General features: G+C 37.3%; 15 protein-coding genes, 2 tRNA genes and 3 rRNA genes. 6 read left to right on the forward strand and 14 right to left on the reverse strand.

Features of this window, described 5'->3' with window-relative positions; genetic code table 11:
• The first annotated feature begins 11 nt into the window (after positions 1-11).
• The 3 genes from groL (at position 12) to ACO05S_RS06475 (ending at position 3,510) form a co-directional block, all read left to right on the forward strand.
• Positions 12-1,649, forward strand: a complete 1,638-nt coding sequence (gene groL, locus ACO05S_RS06465; RefSeq protein ID WP_421920708.1) for a chaperonin GroEL — start codon at positions 12-14, stop codon at positions 1,647-1,649.
• 135 nt (positions 1,650-1,784) lie between these two features.
• Positions 1,785-2,165 (forward strand): BlaI/MecI/CopY family transcriptional regulator, encoded by a 381-nt coding sequence (locus ACO05S_RS06470; protein WP_421920709.1) that lies wholly within the window; start codon positions 1,785-1,787, stop codon positions 2,163-2,165.
• Complete coding sequence (locus ACO05S_RS06475) at positions 2,158-3,510, forward strand: peptidoglycan DD-metalloendopeptidase family protein (RefSeq protein ID WP_421920710.1); 1,353 nt, start codon at positions 2,158-2,160, stop codon at positions 3,508-3,510. Before ACO05S_RS06470 ends, ACO05S_RS06475 begins: the two co-directional genes overlap by 8 nt.
• Before the next feature lie 225 nt (positions 3,511-3,735).
• Here ACO05S_RS06475 and ACO05S_RS06480 read toward each other — a convergent pair whose 3' ends face one another.
• Complete coding sequence (locus ACO05S_RS06480; protein ID WP_421920711.1) at positions 3,736-5,283, reverse strand: hypothetical protein; 1,548 nt, start codon at positions 5,281-5,283, stop codon at positions 3,736-3,738.
• Between the two features lie 140 nt (positions 5,284-5,423).
• On the opposite strand from ACO05S_RS06480, the gene ACO05S_RS06485 reads away from it, so the two are divergent.
• Positions 5,424-5,813 (forward strand): hypothetical protein, encoded by a 390-nt coding sequence (locus tag ACO05S_RS06485; RefSeq protein ID WP_421920712.1) that lies wholly within the window; start codon positions 5,424-5,426, stop codon positions 5,811-5,813.
• A gap of 350 nt (positions 5,814-6,163) precedes the next feature.
• On the opposite strand, the gene ACO05S_RS06490 is transcribed toward ACO05S_RS06485, so the two are convergent.
• From ACO05S_RS06490 to ACO05S_RS06505, 4 genes are all read right to left on the reverse strand, one after another.
• Positions 6,164-8,656: a TonB-dependent receptor gene (locus ACO05S_RS06490; RefSeq protein WP_421920713.1), complete on the reverse strand. Its 2,493-nt coding sequence runs from the start codon at positions 8,654-8,656 to the stop codon at positions 6,164-6,166.
• Positions 8,657-9,526 (reverse strand): FecR family protein, encoded by an 870-nt coding sequence (locus tag ACO05S_RS06495; RefSeq protein WP_421920714.1) that lies wholly within the window; start codon positions 9,524-9,526, stop codon positions 8,657-8,659.
• The gene (locus tag ACO05S_RS06500) at positions 9,526-10,011 is read right to left on the reverse strand and encodes an RNA polymerase sigma factor (protein WP_421920715.1); all 486 of its coding nucleotides are present in this window, start codon (positions 10,009-10,011) and stop codon (positions 9,526-9,528) included. Before ACO05S_RS06500 ends, ACO05S_RS06495 begins: the two co-directional genes overlap by 1 nt.
• Positions 10,012-10,121: 110 nt before the next feature.
• Entirely contained in the window at positions 10,122-11,066 is a 945-nt protein-coding gene (locus ACO05S_RS06505) for a hypothetical protein (protein WP_421920716.1), read from the reverse strand.
• A 302-nt stretch (positions 11,067-11,368) separates the two neighbouring features.
• Between ACO05S_RS06505 and ACO05S_RS06510 the strand changes: the two genes are divergently transcribed.
• Positions 11,369-13,300: a carboxypeptidase-like regulatory domain-containing protein gene (locus ACO05S_RS06510; protein WP_421920717.1), complete on the forward strand. Its 1,932-nt coding sequence runs from the start codon at positions 11,369-11,371 to the stop codon at positions 13,298-13,300.
• A gap of 358 nt (positions 13,301-13,658) precedes the next feature.
• Here ACO05S_RS06510 and ACO05S_RS06515 read toward each other — a convergent pair whose 3' ends face one another.
• Complete coding sequence (locus ACO05S_RS06515; RefSeq protein ID WP_421920718.1) at positions 13,659-14,378, reverse strand: DUF6261 family protein; 720 nt, start codon at positions 14,376-14,378, stop codon at positions 13,659-13,661.
• Between the two features lie 415 nt (positions 14,379-14,793).
• On the reverse strand, positions 14,794-15,129 hold the full coding sequence (locus tag ACO05S_RS06520) for a hypothetical protein (protein WP_421920719.1): 336 nt from the start codon (positions 15,127-15,129) through the stop codon (positions 14,794-14,796).
• Between ACO05S_RS06520 and lepA the strand changes: the two genes are divergently transcribed.
• Positions 15,119-16,906: a translation elongation factor 4 gene (gene lepA / locus ACO05S_RS06525; protein ID WP_421920720.1), complete on the forward strand. Its 1,788-nt coding sequence runs from the start codon at positions 15,119-15,121 to the stop codon at positions 16,904-16,906. The two genes, ACO05S_RS06520 and lepA, sit on opposite strands and share 11 nt — an antisense overlap.
• Positions 16,907-17,732: 826 nt before the next feature.
• Here the strand turns inward: lepA and rrf are convergent.
• The 7 genes from rrf to ACO05S_RS06560 form a co-directional block, all read right to left on the reverse strand.
• Positions 17,733-17,843 (reverse strand): 5S ribosomal RNA (gene rrf, locus ACO05S_RS06530).
• A gap of 121 nt (positions 17,844-17,964) precedes the next feature.
• Positions 17,965-20,837 (reverse strand): 23S ribosomal RNA (locus ACO05S_RS06535).
• A gap of 126 nt (positions 20,838-20,963) precedes the next feature.
• Positions 20,964-21,037, reverse strand: a tRNA-Ala gene (locus tag ACO05S_RS06540).
• 103 nt (positions 21,038-21,140) lie between these two features.
• Positions 21,141-21,214: transfer RNA gene (locus ACO05S_RS06545), tRNA-Ile, on the reverse strand.
• 147 nt (positions 21,215-21,361) lie between these two features.
• Positions 21,362-22,887: ribosomal RNA gene (locus tag ACO05S_RS06550) — 16S ribosomal RNA — on the reverse strand.
• The 16S, 23S and 5S rRNA genes sit together here with 2 tRNA genes alongside, the layout of an rRNA operon.
• 760 nt (positions 22,888-23,647) lie before the next feature.
• Positions 23,648-24,682: a potassium channel family protein gene (locus ACO05S_RS06555; RefSeq protein WP_421920721.1), complete on the reverse strand. Its 1,035-nt coding sequence runs from the start codon at positions 24,680-24,682 to the stop codon at positions 23,648-23,650.
• Between the two features lie 63 nt (positions 24,683-24,745).
• Positions 24,746-26,032, reverse strand: coding sequence for a DUF2851 family protein (locus ACO05S_RS06560; protein ID WP_421920722.1), 1,287 nt, complete (start codon positions 26,030-26,032; stop codon positions 24,746-24,748).
• Positions 26,033-26,045: the final 13 nt, after the last annotated feature.

Consider the following 26,045-nt stretch of genomic DNA (forward strand, 5'->3'; position numbering starts at 1 on the left):
AATTAAAAGAAATGGCTAAAGAAATTAAATTTAATATTGAAGCTCGTGACTTGCTAAAAAAAGGAGTTGATGAGTTGGCAGACGCAGTTAAAGTAACATTAGGACCAAAAGGAAGAAATGTTGTTATTGATCGTAAATTTGGTGCACCACAAATCACTAAAGATGGTGTTAGTGTTGCCAAAGAAATAGAATTATCAGATCCGGCTGCAAACATGGGAGCTCAAATGGTAAAAGAAGTTGCTTCAAAAACTGGTGATGATGCAGGTGATGGCACAACTACTGCAACTGTATTGGCTCAGTCAATTGTAAATGTTGGCTTAAAGAATGTAACTGCAGGTGCAAATCCAATGGATCTAAAGCGTGGTATCGATACTGCTGTAGCTGCTGTTGTTGAAAATATCAAAGCTCAGAGGCAGATTATTGGTGATGATTCGAATAAGATTCAACAGGTTGCACAAATTTCTGCAAACAACGATAAACAGATTGGTGAATTAATTGCAGATGCTTTCAAAGCTGTTACCAAAGAAGGTGTAATTACTGTTGAAGAAGCAAAAGGCACCGAAACTCATGTTAAAGTGGTGGAAGGTATGCAATTCGACAGAGGTTACATTTCTCCATATTTTATTACTGATGGTGATAAAATGGAAGCTGATCTTGAAAACCCATATATCTTGTTATACGACAAGAAGGTTTCTACAATGAAAGAATTGATGCCGGTTTTGGAACCAGCTGCCCAATCAGGTCGCCCATTAATGATTATTGCAGAAGATGTTGAAGGTGAAGCTTTGGCTACTTTGGTTGTAAACCGCTTGAGAGGTTCGTTAAAAGTTGCTGCTGTTAAAGCTCCAGGTTTTGGTGACAGAAGAAAAGAGATGTTGGAAGATATTGCGATTCTTACGGGTGGGGTTGTAATTTCAGAAGAAAAAGGTATGAAACTTGAACAAGCAACTCTTGACATGCTTGGCGAGTGTGAAAAAATTACAATCGACAAAGAAAATACAACTGTAGTAAACGGATCAGGCGATAAAGCTGCTATTGATGCTCGTGTTGCTCAAATCAGAACTTTAATCGAGAACTCTACTTCTGACTACGATAAAGAAAAACTTCAGGAACGATTGGCAAAATTGGCTGGTGGTGTTGCTGTACTTTATGTAGGTGCTGCTTCTGAAATTGAAATGAAAGAGAAAAAAGATCGTGTAGACGATGCGTTAAGTGCTACTCGTGCCGCTGTAGAAGAAGGAATTGTTCCCGGAGGTGGTGTTGCTTACATTCGTGCAATTGAAGCTTTAGAAGGCCTTAAAGGCGAGAATGACGATGAAACAACAGGGATTGAGATTGTAAAACGTGCAATTGAAGAGCCGTTACGTCAGATTGTAGCTAATGCAGGTGGCGAAGGAGCAGTTGTTGTCGATAAAGTAAAAGCAGGAGAAAAAGATTTTGGTTATAACGCCCGTCAGGATGAATACCAAAACTTATTTGAAGCTGGTGTTATTGATCCTGCTAAAGTATCTCGCGTAGCCCTTGAAAATGCTGCTTCTATTGCAGGAATGTTCTTGACTACTGAGTGCGTATTAATTGATGAACCTGAAGAAGCTCCTGCTATGCCAGCCGCACCTGGAATGGGTGGCGGTATGCCGGGGATGATGTAAGAATCATTAAAATCAGATATTACAATGGCGGCCTTGGTGTCGCCATTTTTCGTTTAGAGTAAAGAATTAGAAAAAAACGACTTTTCGACTATTAAAATAGTTGTGCGACTATAAAAATAGTCATATATTAGCAGCATGAAAGAATTAACTAAGGCGGAAGAACAGATCATGCAATACCTATGGAAGCTTGAAAAAGCTTTTTTAAAGGATATTATTGAAGAGTTTCCACAACCAAGACCAGCATATACAACAATATCAACTGTTGTGAGAGTATTGGTTAAAAAAGGTTTTATAGGTTATGATACCTTTGGAAAGGTAAATCAATACTATCCGTTAGTAAGTAAGAAAGTGTACACTCGCGACTTTATGAAAGGAATGATAAAAAGTTTTTTCAACGATTCGGTTGGAGGTTTTACTTCATTTTTTGCCAAAGAGCAGGATTTAACGCTTTCTCAATTAGAAGAAATGAAATCACTAATAGAAGAGCAAATTAAAAGTAAAAAAGACAATGACTGAGTTCTTGAAATATATAATTGAAAGCTCATTATGCATGGCTGCTTTTTATCTTCTGTACAAGTTTTTTTTGTCCAGAGATACTTTTGTTATGCGTAATCGTATCTACTTACTTTTCTCAGTTCTGATTTCCTTATTAATTCCGCTTATTTCTTTTTCAATCGAAACCGAACAAATTAATGTTTTTAATCAGTTTGCTTTAGATCCTGTTGAAGGTGTTAAAACAGCAATAGTTGAAAGAATAGAATTAACTAAGGAAACTTATATTATAACACCAATATCAATTCTATTATTGATTTATTTATTAGGTGTATTGGTTTCATTTATTCGAATTTCAAAACATTTAATTGGAATTATAAAAACCATTTTTGCCAATGAAATTATAGAAAAGAACAATTTAAAAATTGTATCTGTTCAGGAAAATACTTCGCCTTATTCGTTCTTTCGATATGTTTTTCTGAATCCTCATAAAACAAGCAAATCTGAACAAAATCACATTCTTCTGCACGAATCGGTACATGTAAAGCAATGTCATACTATTGACCTGATATTTCTTGAAATTGTAAAAGTACTGATGTGGTTTAATCCTTTCATATACTTTATTCAGCATTCTTTAGTTGAAATGCATGAATATCTTGCAGATAGAGCTTGTATAAAATCGGGGACTGATAGAATTGAATATCAGAATGCACTGGTACAAAATATTGAAGGGCGAATGAGATTTGCCCTTACAAGTGCATTCAATTCGTCGTTAACATTAAAGAGAATTAAAATGATTAAAAAAATAAAAAGCTCACATTTTTCTAATTTGAAATTGATTTTGGTTTTACCAATTCTGTTCTTTGCAGTTGTTTCTTTTGGATTTATAAAATCCACTCCCGCTGCATTGGAAGGTAATTTCGATACTTATTACGAATCTGAAAAGTTCCATAAACCTGTTCCAACTGGTAATAAGATTTATATGACTTCGGGATATGGAGAAAGATATCATCCTATTAAGAAGAAAAAAATATTCCACAGAGGTATTGATATCGCAGCACCAAAAGGAACCAGAATTCTTTCAATTGCAGATGGTGTTGTTCGAAAAGTTAATTTGAATTATGAACAGGGAAAAGGATATGGAAGATTCGTTATTGTGGATTATGCTGATGGACTATCAGCTTTGTATTCACAAATGAATTCTTATTCGGTAAAAGAAGGTCAGAAAGTAAAAGCGGGAGATGTGTTGGGAACTATTGGTTCATCGGGTATATCTACAGGTCCACATTTGCATTTGGAAATAAAGAAAGACGGCAAAAATGTAAATCCGGAAGATTATATCAATACTAACATTTATAAAAAGAAATGAAAGAAAAAGGGGGTTTTTTATATAGGCACTGAAAAACCCCTGAATTTTGAATAAACCGATAAAATCAGATGTAGAATATCAGATCTTGACTTTTCCACTAAAGTATAAGATGCACATATAGTGCTGCTATGATTTAACGAAAAAAGCCATTAAAAGGAAAAGTATCATCTTTTTAATGGCTTTTCTAAATTTTAGTACTTTTTAAGTGCCCTATTTTTTATCCTCCTATCTTCTGTTTTTATTTACTTTTTCCATGATAACATCTTGCACAGGTCGGTTCTCAATCTTTGCATCCAACCATGAAATCAAATCTAAGTACAAGAAAGCTCTCTTCTCGTAGGGATCATTTACCCATTGCTTAAGATCTTTTCTTGACTTTATTAGTTCATCTTTTAATTGGTCAGGGCTAATTGAACTTAGCTTTCGTAAAAATCGGAGAATGTATTTTTGCACTTCTTGTAAGTCGTCCATTTTTGCTAAAAAGCGATAGGTCGATCGAATTTGATATTCTAAAAGTTCTGTATTCTCCAGTTCGTAATGACTAATTAAATTTAATATCCTACCAAAACAGTGAATATCTCCACGCAAAGAAGTGTCACGAACATCTGATATCCGATTCAAGTATTTTATGGCCTCACGATACTGTCCGTTCCCAAAATACAGGCAGGCAATTTTGTAATAAAACACCAATGCTCTGTGGTTATCCATACCAAATTTGTTCTCGTAAAGGTAGCTTTCAACTTTAGGAATCAAGTGCAATCCCTTATCAAAGGTTCCTTCCATAAAATGGCGGTTGATTCTGTGCACATATAAAAACATATGCAACAAAATGTTCAGGTTCGAATTGTGTTTAAACTGATCTTCATTCTCCAACTTTCTAAGCAAACGTAAATGTTTATTAAAATTACTTACGTGGTTGGTGTAAAATAAAGCAACCAGAACATTATTCAATCCTTTTAAATACAAATCCATATGAATGTTTATCATTTCAGGATTTAAAAGGAATAAATCCACCCATTTTTTTGCATACTTGTAGCACATCAAAAAATCCTGAATAATCAAATAATACCATACGTAGGATTGGAACAGGTAAAGCTTTTCAAAGAAACTGAGGTTTTCCGTATGATGTGGAATAAGATTGGTATTGAAAAATTCTTTCACCATTAACAGATCTTTTTCATTACGCACATACCCTACCTTTAAATACAATCCATAAAGACGAATAGACATGTTAGAAAAATACACAACACCATTCATTGTTTTGCTTATTTCGGTGGCTTCTCTGGTAATTTCTTCTGCTCTGTTCTCAAAACTTTTTGTTACATATTGCGATTCAATCAGCTTTTCGAACTGAATGATCTCGTATACCAAAATATTTTTCTTGTTTCTGCGTGCTAGTGTTTTTGTTTTGTCTAATAATCGTAGACTTTGCTGATAAAGACCTTTGTTGTATAGCACCTTGGCATGATCAATCTGTTCACGAATGCTTATACTTATATCGTGATTGATTTGGGTTAACCGTAAGCTAGTAAGTAACTGCTTGTACAAGTGAGCCTTTAAATTTGGCAGCTGCAATTGTTTAATATCTTTAGCTTTTTTAAGAATTGTAGTCTCATTGTACTCTTCCATTTTATCCAAAACATCAAAAAGTTGTAGGAATTTAGTTTCTTTTTCGCTACTTATTCTGTTTGCATACAACTTAAAATTGCGTTTCTCAGATTTCGAAATCGATTTAATTAATTGAAACAGAGGATCTATTTGTTGTTTAGGCATTGTAATGGATATATAATGTAACTGTTTGGTAAACAGTACGGGTTTTAATTTTCATATTGCTTGAACTTCGTAGATTGTAATAAAAAACGATTTTCAAAAACTTGCTGATGAGCGTATTTTTGATATATCAAATCAAGAGAATGACAAAGAAAACAATCTTGAGACAGAACATGGATACAACAAATCTGTTATCAAAATTAATAAAATCCGATAAACTTGAAACAGTTAAAAGATTAAATCAAGCTCTTGATTGTATTGGAGTTGATCAGCCTTCAAAGTTATTAAATCAAAATCAGCTTAATGAGATTGAGCACTTAATAGTTCAAAAGTTTATTGACTTGGTTGGCTTTAAAAGTTTGGCTGTATCGATTATAGATTTAATAAGTGCAGAGGAACTGGAAAGTTTTAGACACGAATTGTCTTTAAAAATAGATCGTACTTGTAATCGTACAAAAGCTCCAATTTACCAGAAACGTTTGGATACACTAAAAAGTTGTTTCGAAGAAGTTTCCGGTGATAACGTAATTTGAAAACCATTTGTAATTGATTAACTCAGTTACTTAAGACAGTGAATTTTTGACACTATCCCCCTTGTGTCATTAAGGATCTGACTATTAACCAACATGAAGAAGCTAAGTTGTGACGGTAAAGCGCTGAAAAGTTGATTTCTTTTTGGCTTGTTTGTTAGCAAATAAACCAATCCGTTAGAATTAGAAGTTTAAAAGTAAGTTAGGTGTGATTATACTTTTTTAAGAAACATTCAATGTTTTATCATAGCGCTTAGATTCTTCTTGTTTTATTTAGACCATCTTTTTGATTATGTTTTATATTTAGTTGTGAATGCCAGGTTAGATCAATTCTAGCCTGGTATTTATTTGCACTAAATTGTAATCTTGAAATATAGCCTTACCGATGAAGGAACCGTTTCGGTATAAACACTAATACTATTAATCTGACTAAGCGGTATTCTTTCGAAAGATTCGTAAGTTAGGTTGTCTTTATTTAGTACATTATGAAGTAATATCCCAATTTCTGATTTAATTTTTTTGTGCGAGAACTTGTAGATTAATGCAGCATCCAATCTGTTGTAATTGGGTTCAGCAATTATATTACCTCTGGCATAAACCGGAAAACCTGATCCATAGATATAGTTAGCTGATAAGTAAAATGGTTTTAAAGCAAGTAAACCAGCGGTTTTAATTTCATGCCTTTGATCGTGTAAAGCTCTTATGTATCTTCCCTCTGGTCTGAAATAATCAAAGTTTTCGTTTGTTTTACTTAAGGTATAAGAAACCCAAAAAGTGTGTTCGCCAAAATCTTTCTTAACAAAGAAATCGAGTCCCAAGCTTTTACTTTTACCACTAGATATATTTCCTTGGTTTCTCCAGCGATAATACCTTGTATGCCCGTCAGTTCTTTTATGATATGCTTCAACACTAAATGTAAATCCGTTTTTGTGATAGGAACCCCCAATGACATTATGAATAGATTCTAATACAGGAATATTTTCTTCATCTGCTCCAACCCAGATATATCTGTATTTACCAGTTCGACTTAACACAGAACTTTTAGAAATAAATTGTTTATAGAGTCCCCATGCCCCGTTAAACGATATCTCGTCGCTTACTTTTAGGCTCACCGAAATTCGCGGCTCCCAATAGAGTTTCTTTAAATTAATCGGGTAGTTTGCCTGAAATCCGGCCTTAATAGTAAGGCCGTTGCTAACATTAAGAATATTTTGGAAATACCCGCCCACTTTGTTAAGCCTGGAATCCATATGTAGTATATTAATCCCTAAAGAATCCTCTTGAAGGTCTACAATATTTTGAGAGTAATGTAGTCCTGCCTCAATAATCTGATCTTCGTTTAAAACAAAACGGTTTTGCAATTTGGCTTTGTATTCTTGTATGTTGTTATAGGACCGATCATCACGGCGTACATTAATTTCGTTAAGTTGTACTCTTTTAATTAAGGTTTGTTCGGTGGTATTGCGGTCTAATTCTGATCGGGATACAGATAAAGAGCTTGAGTTACCATTATTCCAAACTTTACTGTACTTTAATGAACCTCCATTTTGGTAGCTTCCTTCAAAAATATGCCGTCTCGCAGAGCTTAACAGATCATTGGTAATATCGTAGGAGTAACGGTCTTCACCAGCCATTAAACTAATATTTAGCTGGTCTCCATTATCCCATTTGGTTGAAAATTTTAGATTCGCATCTCTAAAACGATAATTTGGAGCCACATCAAAATCAATAAAATCAGGCATTCTGTCATTTATCACATCTGTGTTTACATTAGAAGTTGCATACCTAATTTGTTCATCTTTAAATAGATTGTAGTAAGTGTGTCTAAAAGCAAAGAGTAAAGATGATTTGTTTCCTATGGGTTGTTCGTATGATCCACTTGCAGTGATATTGTTTAATGCCACATTTAGAGTTGGTTTAATTTTACTTCCATCCTTTCCGGTAATGTGCACAATACCACCAACACGATCCCCATATCTGGTGTCGAACCCCCCTTTTAATACTTCTATATTTTTTACAACTAAAGGATTTACCGCACCAATATCTTCATAAAAATTTTTCAAACCCCAAAGGGTGATATCATCAAATAAAACCTGGCTTTCTCCTTCGTATGACCCCCAGATAATCAGGTAATCCTTTTGCTCTCCGGCTGCCAAAATTCCCGGCTGAAGGCGCAAGAGCTCAAAAACCGAATTGTCGTTATTGGTAGGTAAAAAACCAGCAATCTTATGATTAATCTTCAAGTTGCCAGCCTGGTTACTTTCTTTAATAAAGGTTTGTACAATTTTATCGGTAACCGTAATTTCTTCCAGGTCGGTACTGGCGGCCGTGAGCAATAACTGATGACTTGTGTTGTATCCAACAATGGTATCATGTATAAAATATCCCAAATGGGAGGCCAAAATTCTAAATGTACTATCAGAAGTTGAAGTAAACGAAAAATTCCCAAGTTCGTCGGTAGCCATGGGATGGTCGTTTATGGTAATGTGGGAAAAGGGTAAAGGTTCCAGGCTTTCTTTGTCGAGAATCTGCCCTAAAACTCTATACTGAATCACTTTTTTTTCAGGATATATAAGGTATACGTTGCTTGATATCTCGTAATTTAGAGGAAACTTTTTTAACAAATGAGAAATGGCTTTCTCTTTATCCTGAAAGCTTTTGTTTATGCTTATTCTGTAACTGGATAATAATTCGGTATTGTATGAAAACTGATAATTGTACTTGTCTCTTAATTCGATAAGAATATCACTCAGAGCCTTATCCCTGGCTATAATTTCAATTTTCTGAGCTATGGAGGAGAATGTAAACAGACCGAAAAAAAATATAAGGGCGATACATTTTTTCACTTATTGGGCATTTGAGGTTATGATATAGTTATTTCTTGGGCCTTTAACAAAGCTTAGTCCATTGGGTTTGCATACATTGTATAAAACTTGTTCAACAGTCATTCCCTTAGCAAAGTTTCCATTGTAAGCCTGTTCAAATCTACCTTTTTCTACAATATTAATATTGTATTGCAACTCTATTTCCTTAAAAACATCTTTTAAAGGGGTAGCATTAAATAAAAAGAAATGCTCTCTCCATAAAACTTTCTCTTCGGCCTTCTCATCTTTTATCACTTCCAGTTTTCCGTTCTTGGTAATAAAGGCATGATCGTTAGGCAGTAGTAATATTTTATCGGATGTAAGAGTAGATACCACCTTTACTTTTCCTGTGTAGCAAGTCACCTTGTAATCGTTGCCTCTTGCATAAATATTAAAGCTAGTACCCAAAATAAAAGTTTTTCCGTATTTCGATTCAATTTCGAATTTGCTTCCTTTTGTGATATCGAAAAATGCCTCTCCTTCAAATTTTACTTTTCTGATAAATTTCCACATGTAAGGTTTATAGCGAATACTTGAGTTGGCATTTAATTCTACTTTAGAATTATCTGGTAAGGTAACACACAAATGTTTGCCTTTTGGACAATAGGTAGTGCTGGTATAGAAATAGGAAAACCCTGCAAAGCCTATTAATAAAAGGATACAAGCAGCTGCTGCATACTTTATCCACGAAAGTGTAATGGTTTTAACTTTTGGCTTTTGAGCAGCAGTTAAAGCCATAAGTTCATTCCATACTTCATCTTTCGATTTTGAGTATCTTACATCAATAGTCGGCAGGGAATTTATAAAATCCATATCCGAACAAGGGGTGATATTTTTATGATCGTTTTCCATTATTTTCCTAAAGCATTTCTTAAATACGACAAAGCGTGTGTCATTCTTTTCTCCACTGCTTTTACGCTTAATTCCAGTCTGTCTGCAATTTCTTGATATTTTAAGCCTTCGTTACGACTCATTAAAAATACAGTTCGCTGTTTTTCCGATAAGCTGCTAAGAGCCAATTCGTATTTGTTTTTTAACTCTTCGTATTGCATTTGATCTTCCGGCGAATAATTATCGATTGAAGGTCCCAGTTTAGCCAAATATTTCTGTGCTACCTTATCTCTTCGGTATTTGCTGATAAAAATGTCGCTTGCAATTTTATACAATAACGATTTATTAGGCTTCTCGTCGTAGGATAAATTTTTCTCCCACACTTTCATAAAGCTTTCCTGAGCAATGTCAGTTGCTAATTCTTCATCACCCGAACGATAATAAATATAGTTTCGAATGCTGTCGAAGTGCTTGTCAAATAAGATTTTAAATTCTTCTTGTGTCAAGGCCAGAGGATTGATTTGAATAAAAATAATGGTTTTTGTGCTATTTTAGGGTGCAGAGCGATAATTATCTTATTCTGCACCCTTTTTGCATTTGTCACCTGATTATTTTCTTATTTCTTTCTGTGTCTTTTGTGTTTGCCAATTTCCACTTCATTGGTAACTTTTTCATCATTTTCATCAATGTAGGTGTAAGTAGCTATATTGTCACATGTTCCATCACCGTAATCAAACCATGCAAATTCTTCACCGTTTTGCGAGTAGATTACCCTACCTTCAACAATTAGTCTGCAAGTGCCAATTCTGATTAACGGATTCTCTTCATCTATTTCTTTGGTGTATTCATTCTCCTCGGTATCAACACAAGTTACTTTACCTGTGATTCGTACTTTATCGTCCTCTAAATTCCACCTGGTATCCAAGCCCGCAATCCATTCTCTTGTTCTTTCAGCCACGCGGCTTAGTTCTGTGCCATCAGGATATGTAAAAGTGATTTCGCTTGTGATTTCCCATTTTCGGGTTTCGCCTTCTTCTTTTGTGAACTCAATTCTCTTTTCACCTTCAATTTCTACCGAATCAATCGTAAGATCCAACTCTATTTCCCGAACAGCTTCATCAGTCCAGGGAGCTGCGGTCATTACAATTTCAATTTCGCCATCAATAATTTTTCCGTTGTACAGTTCTGTCGAATCATATTCAACTTTAATGGTCATTGGGAATCTTCCTTCATCGCCAAATTCAATTGTAATTTCCGGCATTTTTTCACTCTTGTAGCGTTTCCACTCACGAGCAAAATTACCATAAAAATTGCGTGTTCCTTGTTTCGTACTCGAAGTAGGCCCGGAATATTCACTTTCCATAAAAGAGAATAAATCAACCTCGTAATCGGCTACTTCCATCACAGCCTCAGATGCTTCTTCGGTAGAAACTACGGTTTCAATATCGTTATTCAGAACTATTTGTTCTTCTGGTTTAATTTCTTCAACATCATCATGATTGTCGCAAGAGAAAAAAGATACTGCCAATCCGGCCAATAATATAAATGATAATTTTTTCATGATTGTAAATTGTTATATTTTATTTTTTCTGTCTTTTTGAGCTCATTTACTTCTGAACCGAGATTGTAGAATAATACCCTACAAAAAAGTTTTATTTTCCTTATATAGCACGCATAATTAAAAGAATTATTAAACCTACATGCTAATGATTATTTTGATCTTGTAGAGTGAATCCGACAAATAAAAGAAAAATAGAACATATAATAATAGCAAGCATAACAATCATTACATTCTTGGATATGGTTCAGTAAAAATGTAAGTTTACCTCTTGTTTATTAACATTAATCATCTACTTGGATTTTATGAGACGAATTTTGTTTGCGATTATTATAGCAATTATCCCTTCAACCCTTTTGGCACAAAAAACAATTACAGGAAGCATTACCGACAAAAACCGCAATCCAATTGCAGGCAGCTCAATCTTTATAAAAGATTCTTACTTAGGAAGCATTTCAAATCGAGATGGGATGTTCTCCATTACAATCCCTCAAAAAATACAGTCTGGTATATTGTGTATTTCGTGCATCGGCTATCAAAAGAAAGAAATCCTTATCGATGCCATAAAATCTCCTATTAAAATTAGCTTACAAAAAGACACCTGTAATTTGGCAGAAGTATTAGTAATGCCAAAAGACACCTTACTTGCCTTACTTCGCCAGGCTTATGGAAAAATCAAAGACAATTATCCTGATTTTGATACCAGGATGAAAGGTTTTTATAGAGAATCATACTTAATGCCAGAAACAAATGAATATCTTTATTTTGGCGAGGCAATCTTAGATATATTCAAAACGGCATATTCGAATTCTTCACCGGGACAGGTGAAATTGGTGAAGAGTAGAATGAATAAACACCCTTTATATCATCAATATAGTTCTGTTATGTGGTATGGGGGCTTGCATTTTCCATTAAATTCTGATGATGTTAAACGTCAAGTTTCTTATTTCACGCCTAAAGGTTTTAAGAAATATGACTACACAATCTATAAAGACAAACTAGAGAACCAACCAGTTTACCGAATTGAGTTTAAACCTAAAGAGAATCAAAAGGCGAGTTATAAAGGCAAATTTTATCTTGACATAAATTCATTAGCGTATTTGTATAGTGAATGTGAATTTTCTGATTATGGCTTTAAAAAAAGAAACAGATATTTAGCATTGAAAGGCTTAAAGGTTAAACAAAGAAAAGAGAAACTTAAGTACAAGTTTTGGAATGGGAAGTATTATCTTTCCTATATCTCAAGTGAAGAAAAACTTTATGACAATAAAACTCAATCTGATTTAATTCATTTTAACGAATACCTCACAACTAAAATTAGTTCAGAGAATGTTGAACCAATTCTTTTTAAAGATCAGGTGGAGTTAAGAGATGTGTTTTATGTGAAGGCGAAAAAATATTCTGAATCTGAATGGAAAAACCAAACAAACATTGTGCCTGATAGCTCCTTAAACAAATTAATAGAATACAGTTCTCAAGAGGCTAACCAGCTTTTAACTAAGAAGCATTCTTTACCAAAAGGATATAAGTTTAAGCAGAAATTGATTGAAATCATTACCCGAATGTATTTCGACATTGATTTCGAAATAAAACCCACTTCCGAAATTACTAATGCTAGTATTTTGTATGCACCTACCTCAAATCAGAGCTTTAGCAATATTAATATAAAAGAAAAACGAACTTATTCCTATGGAATGAAAATGGGCTACAAATTGCATCCTTATTTTGATGTCAATTTTAGACAGCAAGAAAACATTGGTAGAAATCTATCTGAACTCAAATCATTGGGAATTGCCTACGAAACTCCAATCATCAACAGGGGAAATCAATTGTTCCTGATGTGTGGGGTTAATTATTTCTTTTCCCGGAATGGCAACCATATAGACGATTTTAAATCTTCGCATACATTTAAGGGCGGAGGCAAAAAGATAAGAGCTGATAAAATAGGCTTATACATAGGAAAGAAAAAACAAGGTGTTTCGTTTGATTTGGGATTAAGAACAAAACTTAGCGGATTGTATAGTGTGTTTGTTATGGCAGGTTACCAGTTTAATACCGAGGAACGTGACCGATTGTTCATTAAAGAAAAATCAGGTTTCTTTTTAACTCGTAAAACAACAGATATTTCTTTAAGCGATTCTTCAATTCAATATTTCGAAAATGGAGTACAAACCACCAAAACCAGTTTCGATACCGATGATTTTTATTTGAAAGCAGGAATACGATTTGCATTTTAATGAATTACAAGAGTGTAGAATCTTGTAATTTGATAGTCTTGTTTTTAATAGATAAAATATGCAACCAAAAATGAATAAGGCATTATCAATTATGTAATTGTTGATGAATGTAATTGGTTTAGGCATTATGCTGCTAAAACTTTACTTGATTGAAGATTTGCCGATAATATTAGGAATTCTTTTTATTACAATGGGAGCTTCTTTAACGTGAGTTCCATGAATCTGTATCTCATAAAAAAAGCTAAGGTTAAAGGAGTTTGAGTTATTTTCTCATCAATGAGTTTTGAGAAAAGAATGTAAAAAAAGGACCCCAACCTGTGGCGTCCTTCTCAAACTTAAATGTCCAAAAAACGATAGACTATTCCTGAAGCGTAGTTTCTTCTTCCTCTTTTGCGTTTTCGCGTCTGGTTTTGCGTGCTGCAATTCGGGAATTAATGTCTTTTATTACTTCGTTTATTTCGGCAGCTATATCATCATATTCTGTTTTTTCGGTCATATCTTTCATTACTGATAAAAATTGATCGAGCGATTCAATGGCCTTGCGAACTTCTTTGGCTGCTTTTGCCCCTTCAGCATTTGGCTTTTCAGCCTCTTCCTTGTTTTTTTCTTCTTCTTTGGCAATAAAATCTTGCTGAGAAGTTTTAAGGAATGCATAATGATTATCGGCGCCAATGCCAGTAATGGCTGCTTTTAATTCTTCATTAGAATCAACTTTATTGAAAAAATTAATCATGCTAGCTGTCTGATCCTGATAACCCATGTCGTAAATTCGCATTTCAGGTGAACGAACTACAGTTACCAATTTTTCTGCATGTGCACGTATTTCAACATCCTCATTATACGATTGCGAAATAACAAAGTACATAAAACACTTCCATCCGTTATCTCTTCTGAGATCCTTAGCAGCAAGTTCACTGGTTCGCAAACTGCCTTGAGAGATTTTAAGGTTATCTTCCAAATTGTTTAAAGCAAGATTAACTTTGGATTTGGGCTTGACTAACTGGAGTTCTGTTTCGTCGTATTTACCCAAAATGTTCGATGCTTTCGATCCTAATAATAGATAGTCTGTCAAATGCATCTTGTGAAACTTAATAGAGTAAAACATATTTTTAAAATTTAAGATGTAGGATTAATTTTATTTAAAATTCAATGAAGTTATGAATAAAGAATTTATTCAGCAATTAAAATATGATAAAAATAAGTTCATATGATCAGTGGTTTATCTATTTTTCTTTTGAAAAAGCTTGTAATAGTGTGGAAAGAAGCTTATTTAGACTTAATTTAAAAGAGAGATGTTTGTTTTATTGATCTATAATAACGTGAGTTCGACGTAAAATAATGCTTGTTCAGAATATGTAGTTTACCAATTAAATGGGTATTCCGAAGAAGCAAGGAGGTAAATCTACCTGTAAAAATGCTTCCTTGGAGTTCCGGACTACCATTTTAACGCTTTAAATAGGGAGTTCGGAAAACCAAGAGGGCATTTCAAGGCTTCAATAAGGTATAAAGGTTTTCGGATTGTGCCACTTTACGTATAGAAATGCTGTTCCGGAGAACCAATGACGCACAACTACCTGTGAAAATACTTCCTTGGAGTTCGGGAATACCATTTTTACCTTTTGAATTGGATATTCGGTAAACCAATGGGCCATTTCTTCAGGACGATTTAACCTTTTAACATACCAAAATTCCAAGGATTTGAATATCTTTGCGGATTCAATTAGGAATTTATAATTACCAATTGCGAATAGTACAGAAAAGCTTTCGTAATTTGTGATATACAATTCGTAATTTCTAATTCGTAATTCGTAATTGACAATGAAGAACATTCGAAATTTTTGCATCATAGCCCACATCGACCATGGTAAATCTACCCTGGCCGATCGTTTACTTGACGTTACCAACACCATTACCGACCGCCAAAAGCAGGCGCAGGTACTAGATGATATGGATTTGGAACGCGAGCGTGGGATTACCATCAAGAGTCATGCCATTCAGATGGATTACCAGAGAAATGGCGAAAAGTATACCTTAAACCTGATTGACACACCAGGTCACGTTGATTTCTCTTACGAGGTGTCAAGATCGATTGCTGCCTGCGAGGGAGCATTGTTGATTGTTGATGCTACCCAGGGAATTCAGGCACAAACCATATCCAATCTTTATTTGGCTATCGAAAATGATTTGGAAATTATTCCGGTCTTGAACAAGATTGACTTGCCAAATGCGAATCCTGAGGATGTGAAGGATCAGATTTTGGATTTGTTGGGATGCGACGAGAGCGAGATTTTGGCAGCTAGTGGAAAAACCGGTGAGGGGGTTCCTGATATTTTGGAAGCCATTGCTGAGCGTGTTCCTGCTCCGGAGGGAAATCCTGATGCACCATTGCAAGCTTTGATTTTCGATTCGGAATACAATTCGTTCCGTGGTATCATTACCTACATTCGTATTTTGAATGGTGAAATCAGCAAAGGTGATTTGGTAAAATTCGTAAATACCGAGAAGGAATACCAGGCCGATGAAATTGGTGTGCTACGTTTGACTCAGGAACCAAGAAAGGTTCTGAAAACTGGTGACGTAGGTTATATCATTTCGGGTATCAAAACATCAACCGAAGTTAAGGTTGGTGATACCATTACGCATAAAGCCAATCCTTGCGATGCTGCCATTGAAGGATTCGAGGAGGTAAAACCAATGGTGTTTGCCGGGGTTTACCCGATTGATTCGGAAGATTATGAAGACCTACGTGCAGCTATGGAGAAATTGAAGCTGAATGATGCTTCTTTGACTTTTGAGCCTGAATCATCCTTGGCACTTGGTTTTGGTTTCCGTTGTGGATTTTTAGGACTGCTACACATGGAAATTGTACAGGAGCGTTTGGATCGAGAGTTCGATATGAACGTGATTACTACGGTTCCTAACGTATCGTATATTGCACATACCAAAAAAGGTGAAGAGTTTGAGATGCACAACCCTTCCGATATGCCGGATCCGAATGCTTTGGATTTTATCGAGGAACCATTTATTCGAGCTCAGATTATCTCCAAATCGGAGTTTGTTGGTCCTTTGATGACTCTTTGTATGAGCAAGCGTGGTATCATGACCAACCAGCAATATTTGACCAGCGACAGGGTAGAGCTTACTTACGAAATGCCATTGGGCGAAATTGTATTCGATTTCTACGATAAGTTGAAGAGCATCTCGAAAGGTTATGCCTCCTTCGATTATTTCCAGATCGGTTTTAAACCTGCCAAATTGGTGAAGCTTGATATCTTACTGAATGGTGAAGGGGTTGATGCCCTTTCAACTTTGATTCACTTCGATAATGCACAGACTTTTGGACGCCGTATGTGTGAGAAGTTGAAAGAACTGATTCCAAGACAGCAGTTTGATATTGCCATTCAAGGAGCCATTGGGGCTAAAATTATTTCTCGTGAAACCGTTAAGGCTGTTCGTAAAGATGTAACCGCAAAATGTTATGGTGGTGATATCACGCGTAAGCGTAAACTTTTGGAAAAACAGAAGAAAGGGAAGAAGCGAATGAAACAGGTAGGTAATGTTGAAGTACCACAGAAAGCTTTCCTTGCGGTTCTAAAACTAGACTAAGTATGAGAGGTATTAGCTAAATGCTTTCCTATAAAATATATAAGCTGCCCGATTTTTCGGGTGGCTTTTTTTGTGGATTAGATTCTACATGCCAATAAACGTGAGTTCGAGGTAAAATTCGTTCACAGTTTGATCTGATTTTGAGTAGAAATTTTCGAAGGAATATCGGGATATTTCAAGAAGATTTGAGGAAATTTATGCCAAAAGCAGGCAAACACATAATGGAAAGTTCTCTTTACAACATCTTCACATTAAAAATTCCTCAAAATAGCACGCTATTCTTTCCAAATTTTTAATGCAAATCTATCCCAAATAGAACTTTCTGTGGATAGAATGTTACGTCGAACTCACGTTAATAACCAACAGCTATTTTTAAGCTTTCTTTAACTCTTTTTAGCTACAGCTAAACATCCTTTGTTTCAGTGATTCTATGAATTTGATGATAGATCATTCAGGTCAAGTTTAAATGCAACTGCTATGAGACGATTTTCACTCTTCCTGATGATATTCACTTTGGTTTTATTCAAAATGATCTACATGTTAAGGTTAAACTGATTGAAGAAAGTATCGATACAGTTTTTAATGAGCACAAAGATGATGTTTGGATTGAAAAGCATAAGGATTATGATGTTGAAGTATTGTTGAGAACAAGAATACAATAAAAAGGAAAAAGAAGTAGTTTCATTCTTCTGCCAATACCCTGCACTGCGGTATTCCAATACCTCGTACCGGGTTAGTCTAACACCTCATATCACCACATTAGCGTGCCTAAGTTTAATGCAAAAAAAAAAAGAGTCTCATTCCATCAGGAATAAGACTCTTTAAAGATTGGCATCGACCTACTCTCCCACATCTCTGCAGTACCATCGGCGCTAACGGGCTTAACTTCTCTGTTCGGAATGGGAAGAGGTGGAACCCCGTCGCTGTAAACACCTAAAATCGTTGTTGACTTTTCATTGTTAATCATCTTTTTTGTGATTAACCGTCAATCTAATATCATAGACATATTGAAAATAAAGTAAAAATAACCGCCGTTCGATTCAGCGATTGACCCCGCCACTCAGAAGCTTTCGGGTAATTAGTATTGCTCGACTTTGATGTTACCACCTTTACATCTGCAACCTATCAACGTTATCGTCTCTAACGACCCTTAAAGGAAATCTCATCTTGAGGTAGGCTTCGTGCTTAGATGCTTTCAGCACTTATCCCTGCCCAACGTAGCTACTCTGCTATGCAGCTGGCGCCACAACAGATACACCAGAGGTTAGTCCAACCCGGTCCTCTCGTACTAGAGTCAGATCCTCGCAAATTTCCAACGCCCACAACAGATAGGGACCGAACTGTCTCACGACGTTCTGAACCCAGCTCGCGTGCCACTTTAATGGGCGAACAGCCCAACCCTTGGGACCTTCTCCAGCCCCAGGATGTGACGAGCCGACATCGAGGTGCCAAACCGCTCCGTCGATATGAGCTCTTGGGAGCGATCAGCCTGTTATCCCCGGAGTACCTTTTATCCTTTGAGCGATGGCCCTTCCATACGGAACCACCGGATCACTATGCTCTACTTTCGTACCTGATCGACCTGTTTGTCTCACAGTCAAGCACCCTTGTGCCATTGCACTCTTCACACGATTACCAAACGTATTGAGGGTACCTTTAGAAGCCTCCGTTACTCTTTTGGAGGCGACCACCCCAGTCAAACTACCCACCACACACTGTCCGTCGTTAGACGTTAGACTTCAGATAAGCAAAGGGACGTATTTCAAGGATGACTCCAGAACCCCTGGCGAGGCCCCTTCATAGTCTCCGTCCTATCCTACACATCACTTACCCAAAATCAATGTGAAGCTGCAGTAAAGGTTCACGGGGTCTTTCCGTCCCGTTGCGGGTAATCGGCATCTTCACCGATACTACAATTTCACCGAGCTCATGGCTGAGACAGTACCCAGATCGTTACACCATTCGTGCAGGTCGGAACTTACCCGACAAGGAATTTCGCTACCTTAGGACCGTTATAGTTACGGCCGCCGTTTACTGGGGCTTCATTTCAGATCTTCGCCGAAGCTAAACCCTCCACTTAACCTTCCAGCACCGGGCAGGTGTCAGGCCTTATACGTCATCTTTCGATTTTGCAAAGCCATGTGTTTTTGGTAAACAGTCGCCTGGGCCATTTCACTGCGGCCTCCCGAAGGAGGCGTCCTTTCTCCCGAAGTTACAGGACCATTTTGCCGAGTTCCTTAGCCATGAATCACTCGAGCGCCTTAGTATTTTCTACTTGACTACGTGTGTCCGTTTGTGGTACGGGTTTCTATTACCTGATGCTTAGAGGTTTTTCTTGGAAGTAAAATTACACGCACTATCAGCGCTGCCGTAGCATTGCTGTACTATCAGATTTCAGCTCAAAGACCGGATTTACCTGGCCCTCTCATAGCATACGTCATTCAACGAACTATTCCGTCAGTTCGCGGCGTTGTCATCTCTTCGTCACCCCATCGCAGTAATAGAAAGTACCGGAATATTAACCGGTTGTCCATCGAGTTCGCCCTTCGGCTACCCCTTAGGTCCCGACTTACCCTGATCCGATTAGCGTTGATCAGGAATCCTTAGTCTATTGGCGTGCGGGTTTCTCGCCCGCATTATCGTTACTTATGCCTACATTTGCTTTTCTAAAAGCTCCACAATACATTACCATACTGCTTCTGCGCCGTTAGAATGCTCCCCTACCAGTTAGAATAAATTCTAAATCCATAGCTTCGGTGGTATGTTTATGCCCGATTATCATCCACGCAAGATCGCTCGACTAGTGAGCTGTTACGCACTCTTTAAATGAATGGCTGCTTCCAAGCCAACATCCTAGCTGTCTAAGCAATCTCACCTCGTTTGTTCAACTTAACATACACTTGGGGACCTTAGCTGATGGTCCGGGTTCTTTCCCTCTCGTCTGTGGACCTTAGCACCCACAGGCTCACTGCCAGATATAAGTTATAGCATTCGGAGTTTGTCTGGATTTGATAGGCGGCGAAGCCCTCGCATCCAATCAGTAGCTCTACCTCTATAACTCTCGACTCTGACGCTGCACCTAAATGCATTTCGGGGAGTACGAGCTATTTCTCAGTTTGATTGGCCTTTCACCCCTACCCACAGTTCATCCGAACACTTTTCAACGTGTGACGGTTGGGCCCTCCACTCTGGTTTAACAGAGCTTCAGCCTGACCATGGGTAGATCACCAAGTTTCGCGTCTACCCCCACTAACTTTACGCCCTATTCAGACTCGCTTTCGCTTCGACTTCGCACCTGAAGTGCTTAATCTCGCTAGTGAGGAGTAACTCGTAGGCTCATTATGCAAAAGGCACGCAGTCACACCATAAAGGTGCTCCTACCGCTTGTAGGCGTACGGTTTCAGGTACTCTTTCACTCCTCTGTTCGAGGTGCTTTTCACCTTTCCCTCACGGTACTTGTTCGCTATCGGTCTCTCAGGAGTATTTAGCCTTACCAGATGGTCCTGGCAGATTCACACAGAATTCCTCGTGTTCCGCGCTACTCAGGATACTGCTAGAATTACTTCGCTTACGTGTACGAGACTATCACTCTCTATGGCCTGTCTTTCCAAACAGTTCCACTTCACTTAGATCTTCATATTGCAGTCCTACAACCCTGACATTGCCGAAACAATATCAGTTTGGGCTAATCCCCGTTCGATCGCCACTACTAGGGGAATCACTTTTGTTTTCTTCTCCTCCGGTTACTTAGATGTTTCAGTTCTCCGGGTTTGCCTCCTTTTCAGGATACTCATTGCTGAGTGGGTTGCCCCATTCGGAAATCTACGGATCAAAGGTTATTTGCACCTCACCATAGCTTATCGCAGCTTATCACGTCCTTCTTCGCCTCTGAGAGCCCAGGCATCCGCCATACGCCCTTAATTACTTCTTTTTGTGCCAATAAAAGTATTAAACTTTCATCTCGAAATCAATCGTTGTTTCTTTACTTTGGTTACTTCTACTTTACTACTTTCAATATGTCAAAGAACTTTTAAAATACACCATTTTGTATCTTTCGTGGAGAATATCGGAGTCGAACCGATGACCTCTTGCGTGCAAGGCAAGCGCTCTAGCCAGCTGAGCTAATCCCCCATATTACGTTTCACTTATTTAATTAATAATGAATATTGTGTAATTAATAATTACAACAGCTTTCCATTGTTAATTATTAATTGATAATTATTAATTAAACCTGTAGTCCTGCGCAGATTTGAACTGCGGACCCCTACATTATCAGTGTAGTGCTCTAACCAACTGAGCTACAGGACTAAATTAATAATCCATATGCTAGCGGTTAATCACCCTAACGCTATGGGTTATGGTATATTAAAATGAAAACAAGTAAAAAGTCAGGCAAAACAGAACAATACTCTGTCTTATCACCATAAACATTTTGTCGATATCCTGAATCTCCAGAAAGGAGGTGTTCCAGCCACACCTTCCGGTACGGCTACCTTGTTACGACTTAGCCCCAGTTACCAATTTTACCCTAGGTCGATCCTTAACGGTTACGAACTTCAGGTCCCCTCGGCTTCCATGGCTTGACGGGCGGTGTGTACAAGGCCCGGGAACGTATTCACCGTATCATTGCTGATATACGATTACTAGCGAATCCAACTTCACGGAGTCGAGTTGCAGACTCCGATCCGAACTGAGACCAGCTTTTGAGATTAGCATCCTGTCACCAGGTAGCTGCCCTTTGTACTGGCCATTGTAACACGTGTGTAGCCCTGGACGTAAGGGCCGTGCTGATTTGACGTCATCCCCACCTTCCTCTCACCTTACGGTGGCAGTCTCGCTAGAGTCCTCAGCATTACCTGCTAGCAACTAACGATAGGGGTTGCGCTCGTTATGGGACTTAACCCGACACCTCACGGCACGAGCTGACGACAACCATGCAGCACCTTGTAATTTGCTCCGAAGAGAAGATCCGTTTCCAGATCAGTCAAAATGCATTTAAGCCCAGGTAAGGTTCCTCGCGTATCATCGAATTAAACCACATGTTCCTCCGCTTGTGCGGGCCCCCGTCAATTCCTTTGAGTTTCATTGTTGCCAACGTACTCCCCAGGTGGATTACTTAATGCTTTCGCTCAGTCGCGCACGGTGTATCGCGCACAACGAGTAATCATCGTTTACGGCGTGGACTACCAGGGTATCTAATCCTGTTCGCTCCCCACGCTTTCGTCCATCAGCGTCAATATCAGTTTAGTGAGCTGCCTTCGCAATCGGTGTTCTACGTTATATCTATGCATTTCACCGCTACATAACGTATTCCGCCCACCTCAACTAAATTCAAGACCTGCAGTATCAATGGCAGTTTCACAGTTGAGCTGTGAGATTTCACCACTGACTTACAAGCCCGCCTACGGACCCTTTAAACCCAATAAATCCGGATAACGCTCGAATCCTCCGTATTACCGCGGCTGCTGGCACGGAGTTAGCCGATCCTTATTCATACGGTACATTCAAACACCTACTCGTAGATGCAATTATTCCCGTAAAAAAGCAGTTTACAACCCATAGGGCAGTCATCCTGCACGCGACATGGCTGGTTCAGGCTTGCGCCCATTGACCAATATTCCTCACTGCTGCCTCCCGTAGGAGTCTGGTCCGTGTCTCAGTACCAGTGTGGGGGACTATCCTCTCAGACCCCCTAAACATCATCGCCTTGGTAAGCCCTTACCTTACCAACAAGCTAATGTTACGCATGCCCATCTTGTACCCCAAAAAGGTTTAAATCATCTCCCATGCGAAATATGATTGTTATGCGGTATTAATCCGGATTTCTCCGGGCTATCCCCCTGTACAAGGAAGGTTGCATACGCGTTACTCACCCGTGCGCCGGTCGTCATCTACTGCAAGCAGTAATGTTACCCCTCGACTTGCATGTGTTAGGCCTGTCGCTAGCGTTCATCCTGAGCCAGGATCAAACTCTTCGTTGTATAAAAGTTTTTATAAATTCTGTCTCATTCAGATTATCAAAGTTTAATGGTAATTTTTTATTGACAAGGTTGTATTCTTGTTTTTACCTAACTTCTTGTTTTCAATATTTTCAAAGAACGTTCCGTTCTGCTTTTTTCCTTCTAAACCCCCTGAAAAATCAGGCGGAAAAGCGAGTGCAAAGATAAATAAAACTTTCTCCTAAATCCAAATAAAATTTGAAATATTTTTGAAGTTTTTCTTACCCGATGCGATCTCCATCAGATCAGCACCTCACTCACAAAACTCTTTCTTACTCCTCCCGTTTGAGAAGCGGCTGCAAAGATAAATACTTTTAATTTATAATTGCAAATGTTTTTTAACTTTTTTTTCAAGCCTCATCCTCTCGAAAGCCTCATAGATACTAGTGCTCCAAAGAATCATCTCTCGTTAAAAGCGGCTGCAAAGATAAACGTTTTATTTTTACAATTCCAAAACTTTTTCAAAAAAAATTAAAAAATAAAATTGTATGCTTAGTAGGTGTAAACAATCATAAAAAAGATTCCTACGACCACCCTACCACTGCCTATAAAATACTACTAAACAACCATTTTATAAATCCACTCTCCGTTGAAAGTGGATGCAAATATAATAGATGCAAGTCCACACTTCCAAATATTTTCAAAAAAAAATAAAGAAAAGTTGCAAACCATTGATTTACAACAATAAAAAAAACCACAACTAAGTTGTGATTTTTATGTGCTTTGTATAATCCTCGATTTTCTACGCTCCATTCAGTAAAAGTTCCTTCAATTTATTGACCTGTTCTTTATTTCCCAACACAAAAAGATGATAATTCTTTTCGAGCACCAATTCGGGAGATGGATTATATACATATCCACCATCTTTATCCTTCAAACCAATGATATTAGCTCCAGATCTATTCCTAACATTTAAATCCTTTATTGATTTACCTACAAAACAACCCGATAGTCCTTGGCAACTTACTTCTTCCAGCTTTACTCCTTTTGTTGATTGCAAAAGAATATTATCCAAAAATTCAACAACATCAGGTTGGGCAACCAGCTTTGCCATTTGTTGACCTCCCAGACGATCTGGCATTATTACATTATTAGCTCCAGCTCTTTTCAGCTTACTATCAGATTGACTATTGGAAGAGCGTGAAATAATTTTTAAACCCGGATTCATTTCACGAGCGGTTAAAACCACATAAACATTTTCTGCATCATTGGGAATTGCAGTAATCAATGCTTTAGCTTCGGATATATTTGCCATATCAAGCACCTCTTCCATAGTGGCATCCCCCTGAATAAAAAGTAAATCAGGGAAAGTACGGACTTTCTCAATTGCAATCTCATTTGAATCCACAACCACAACATCCTCGCCATGTTGAATGAGCTCCAAACTTGCCTGCTTACCATTTCGGCCAAAACCACAGACTATTACATGACCGCTTAATTTTTCAATTTTCCTCACAATCCTATAATCTTTTAAATTTCTACGAAAAACTCCATCCAATATGAATCTGGTTACAGCTGAGGCTAAATATCCAAAAATCCCAAAACTTATAAATATTAAAAATACAGTAAATAATTTTCCAGAATCTGAAAGAGGATGAACTTCCTGAAACCCGACAGTTGAAATTGTTATAACTGTCATGTACAATGCATCAACAATGCTATATGCCTCATTGAGATACATAAAACCAGCTGTACCAACCATAACGGTTAGCACAAGAAAAAACATGGCTATACTTAACGTTCGAATGTTTTCTTCCCAGATTTTTTGTCTATTCATAGGAGCAAATCTATAATAATCTAAGATAATCAATCTCCATAAATCAGCTACAAGTGTATACACTTATTTGGTATGCGGCTCATAATTCTTCAATCGAATAATTCGATTTCCAAATTCACATTGCAAGCATCTGAATTTATCACAATAATTCACTTTTAATTGCAATAAAGCTTGAGAATACCAAGATGAATTAACCATCACTCCGCATTCCTTCCATTTATCGATGATAGAATTCTTTTCCTCAGGGATCTCTTCCAAAAGACTTAAAGCTTTTTCTTTCATCAACTCATCTCCATTCCTATCGCCATAACAGAACAAAATGGGAACAACCGAATTAATTAAGATTGAATTGATTATCGTTTTACCCAGTTTCTTACTTATTAACTTTGATTCAACTCCAAACTGATAATGTCTCTTCCAATAGTCTGAAACCTGGATTTCGAACAATTGCTGAATATCTTTATAATTTAAACAATCCCGAACTTTCGAGAATAAGGAAGATGATTTATGGATAAGAGCCGCCAATTGTGCTATCCGAATAGTAGGAAAATTACCCGGCCTTAACCTCAACCATTTCCATCGATGAGAAGGCAAAGGCTTTAACTCATACTTACTTGCAAGAAACAAGTATTCTCGCTGAAGCTCTATATAATAATTATCCTCCACAGAATCATTCAACATACCAGCTTGTCCAAACAACAATGCTTCTATTTGCAACAATGAATTCTTTTGACGAGCCAAAATCTTTAAAGGAAGTACCTGTGCCAATTGTTGAAAAGGGTCGGAATTTACTTTCATCCCAAAGTACCTGGCAACAATCTGATAAAACGTTTCTTCCCAGGAATTTTTATTAAGGAGTAACATTTTTTTCACATCCGCTGATTTTCTTTCCAGTCGTTCAAGTATCATCCTATCCAACCAATTGCGGACAAAAAATTTTTCAACCAAACGAATCTCATCAAAGCATGGAATCCATCTGGTCGAAAGCATAAGTCGATTGTAATTACTCAGAAGCTCCTGGTCAAATTTCAACATCAAACAAGGCAATCTTCTATTCACTAACAACACCTCAGCATCATCTTCATAAACAACATGTAATACTACATTTTCATAGGCAGGATCTTTCTGATGATTATGCTGGTACCATAAGGATGTTTTGATATGAACCTCAACATTACCTGCCCACAACACTTCGTTAATTTTAATTCGAGCATCAAAAAAATCAGGACCGGCATCCAAATTTTGCTTACCAACATTAACTACCTCAATCTTATCTCCACAGGTTGAATATAGATTTTGATCTCTAAACAGCTTGTGCTTCCAAATAAATTGCAAAAATTCTTCAGTCATACAATAATATTTT

Source organism: Marinifilum sp., assembly GCF_965230805.1.
GTDB lineage: Bacteria > Bacteroidota > Bacteroidia > Bacteroidales > Marinifilaceae > Marinifilum.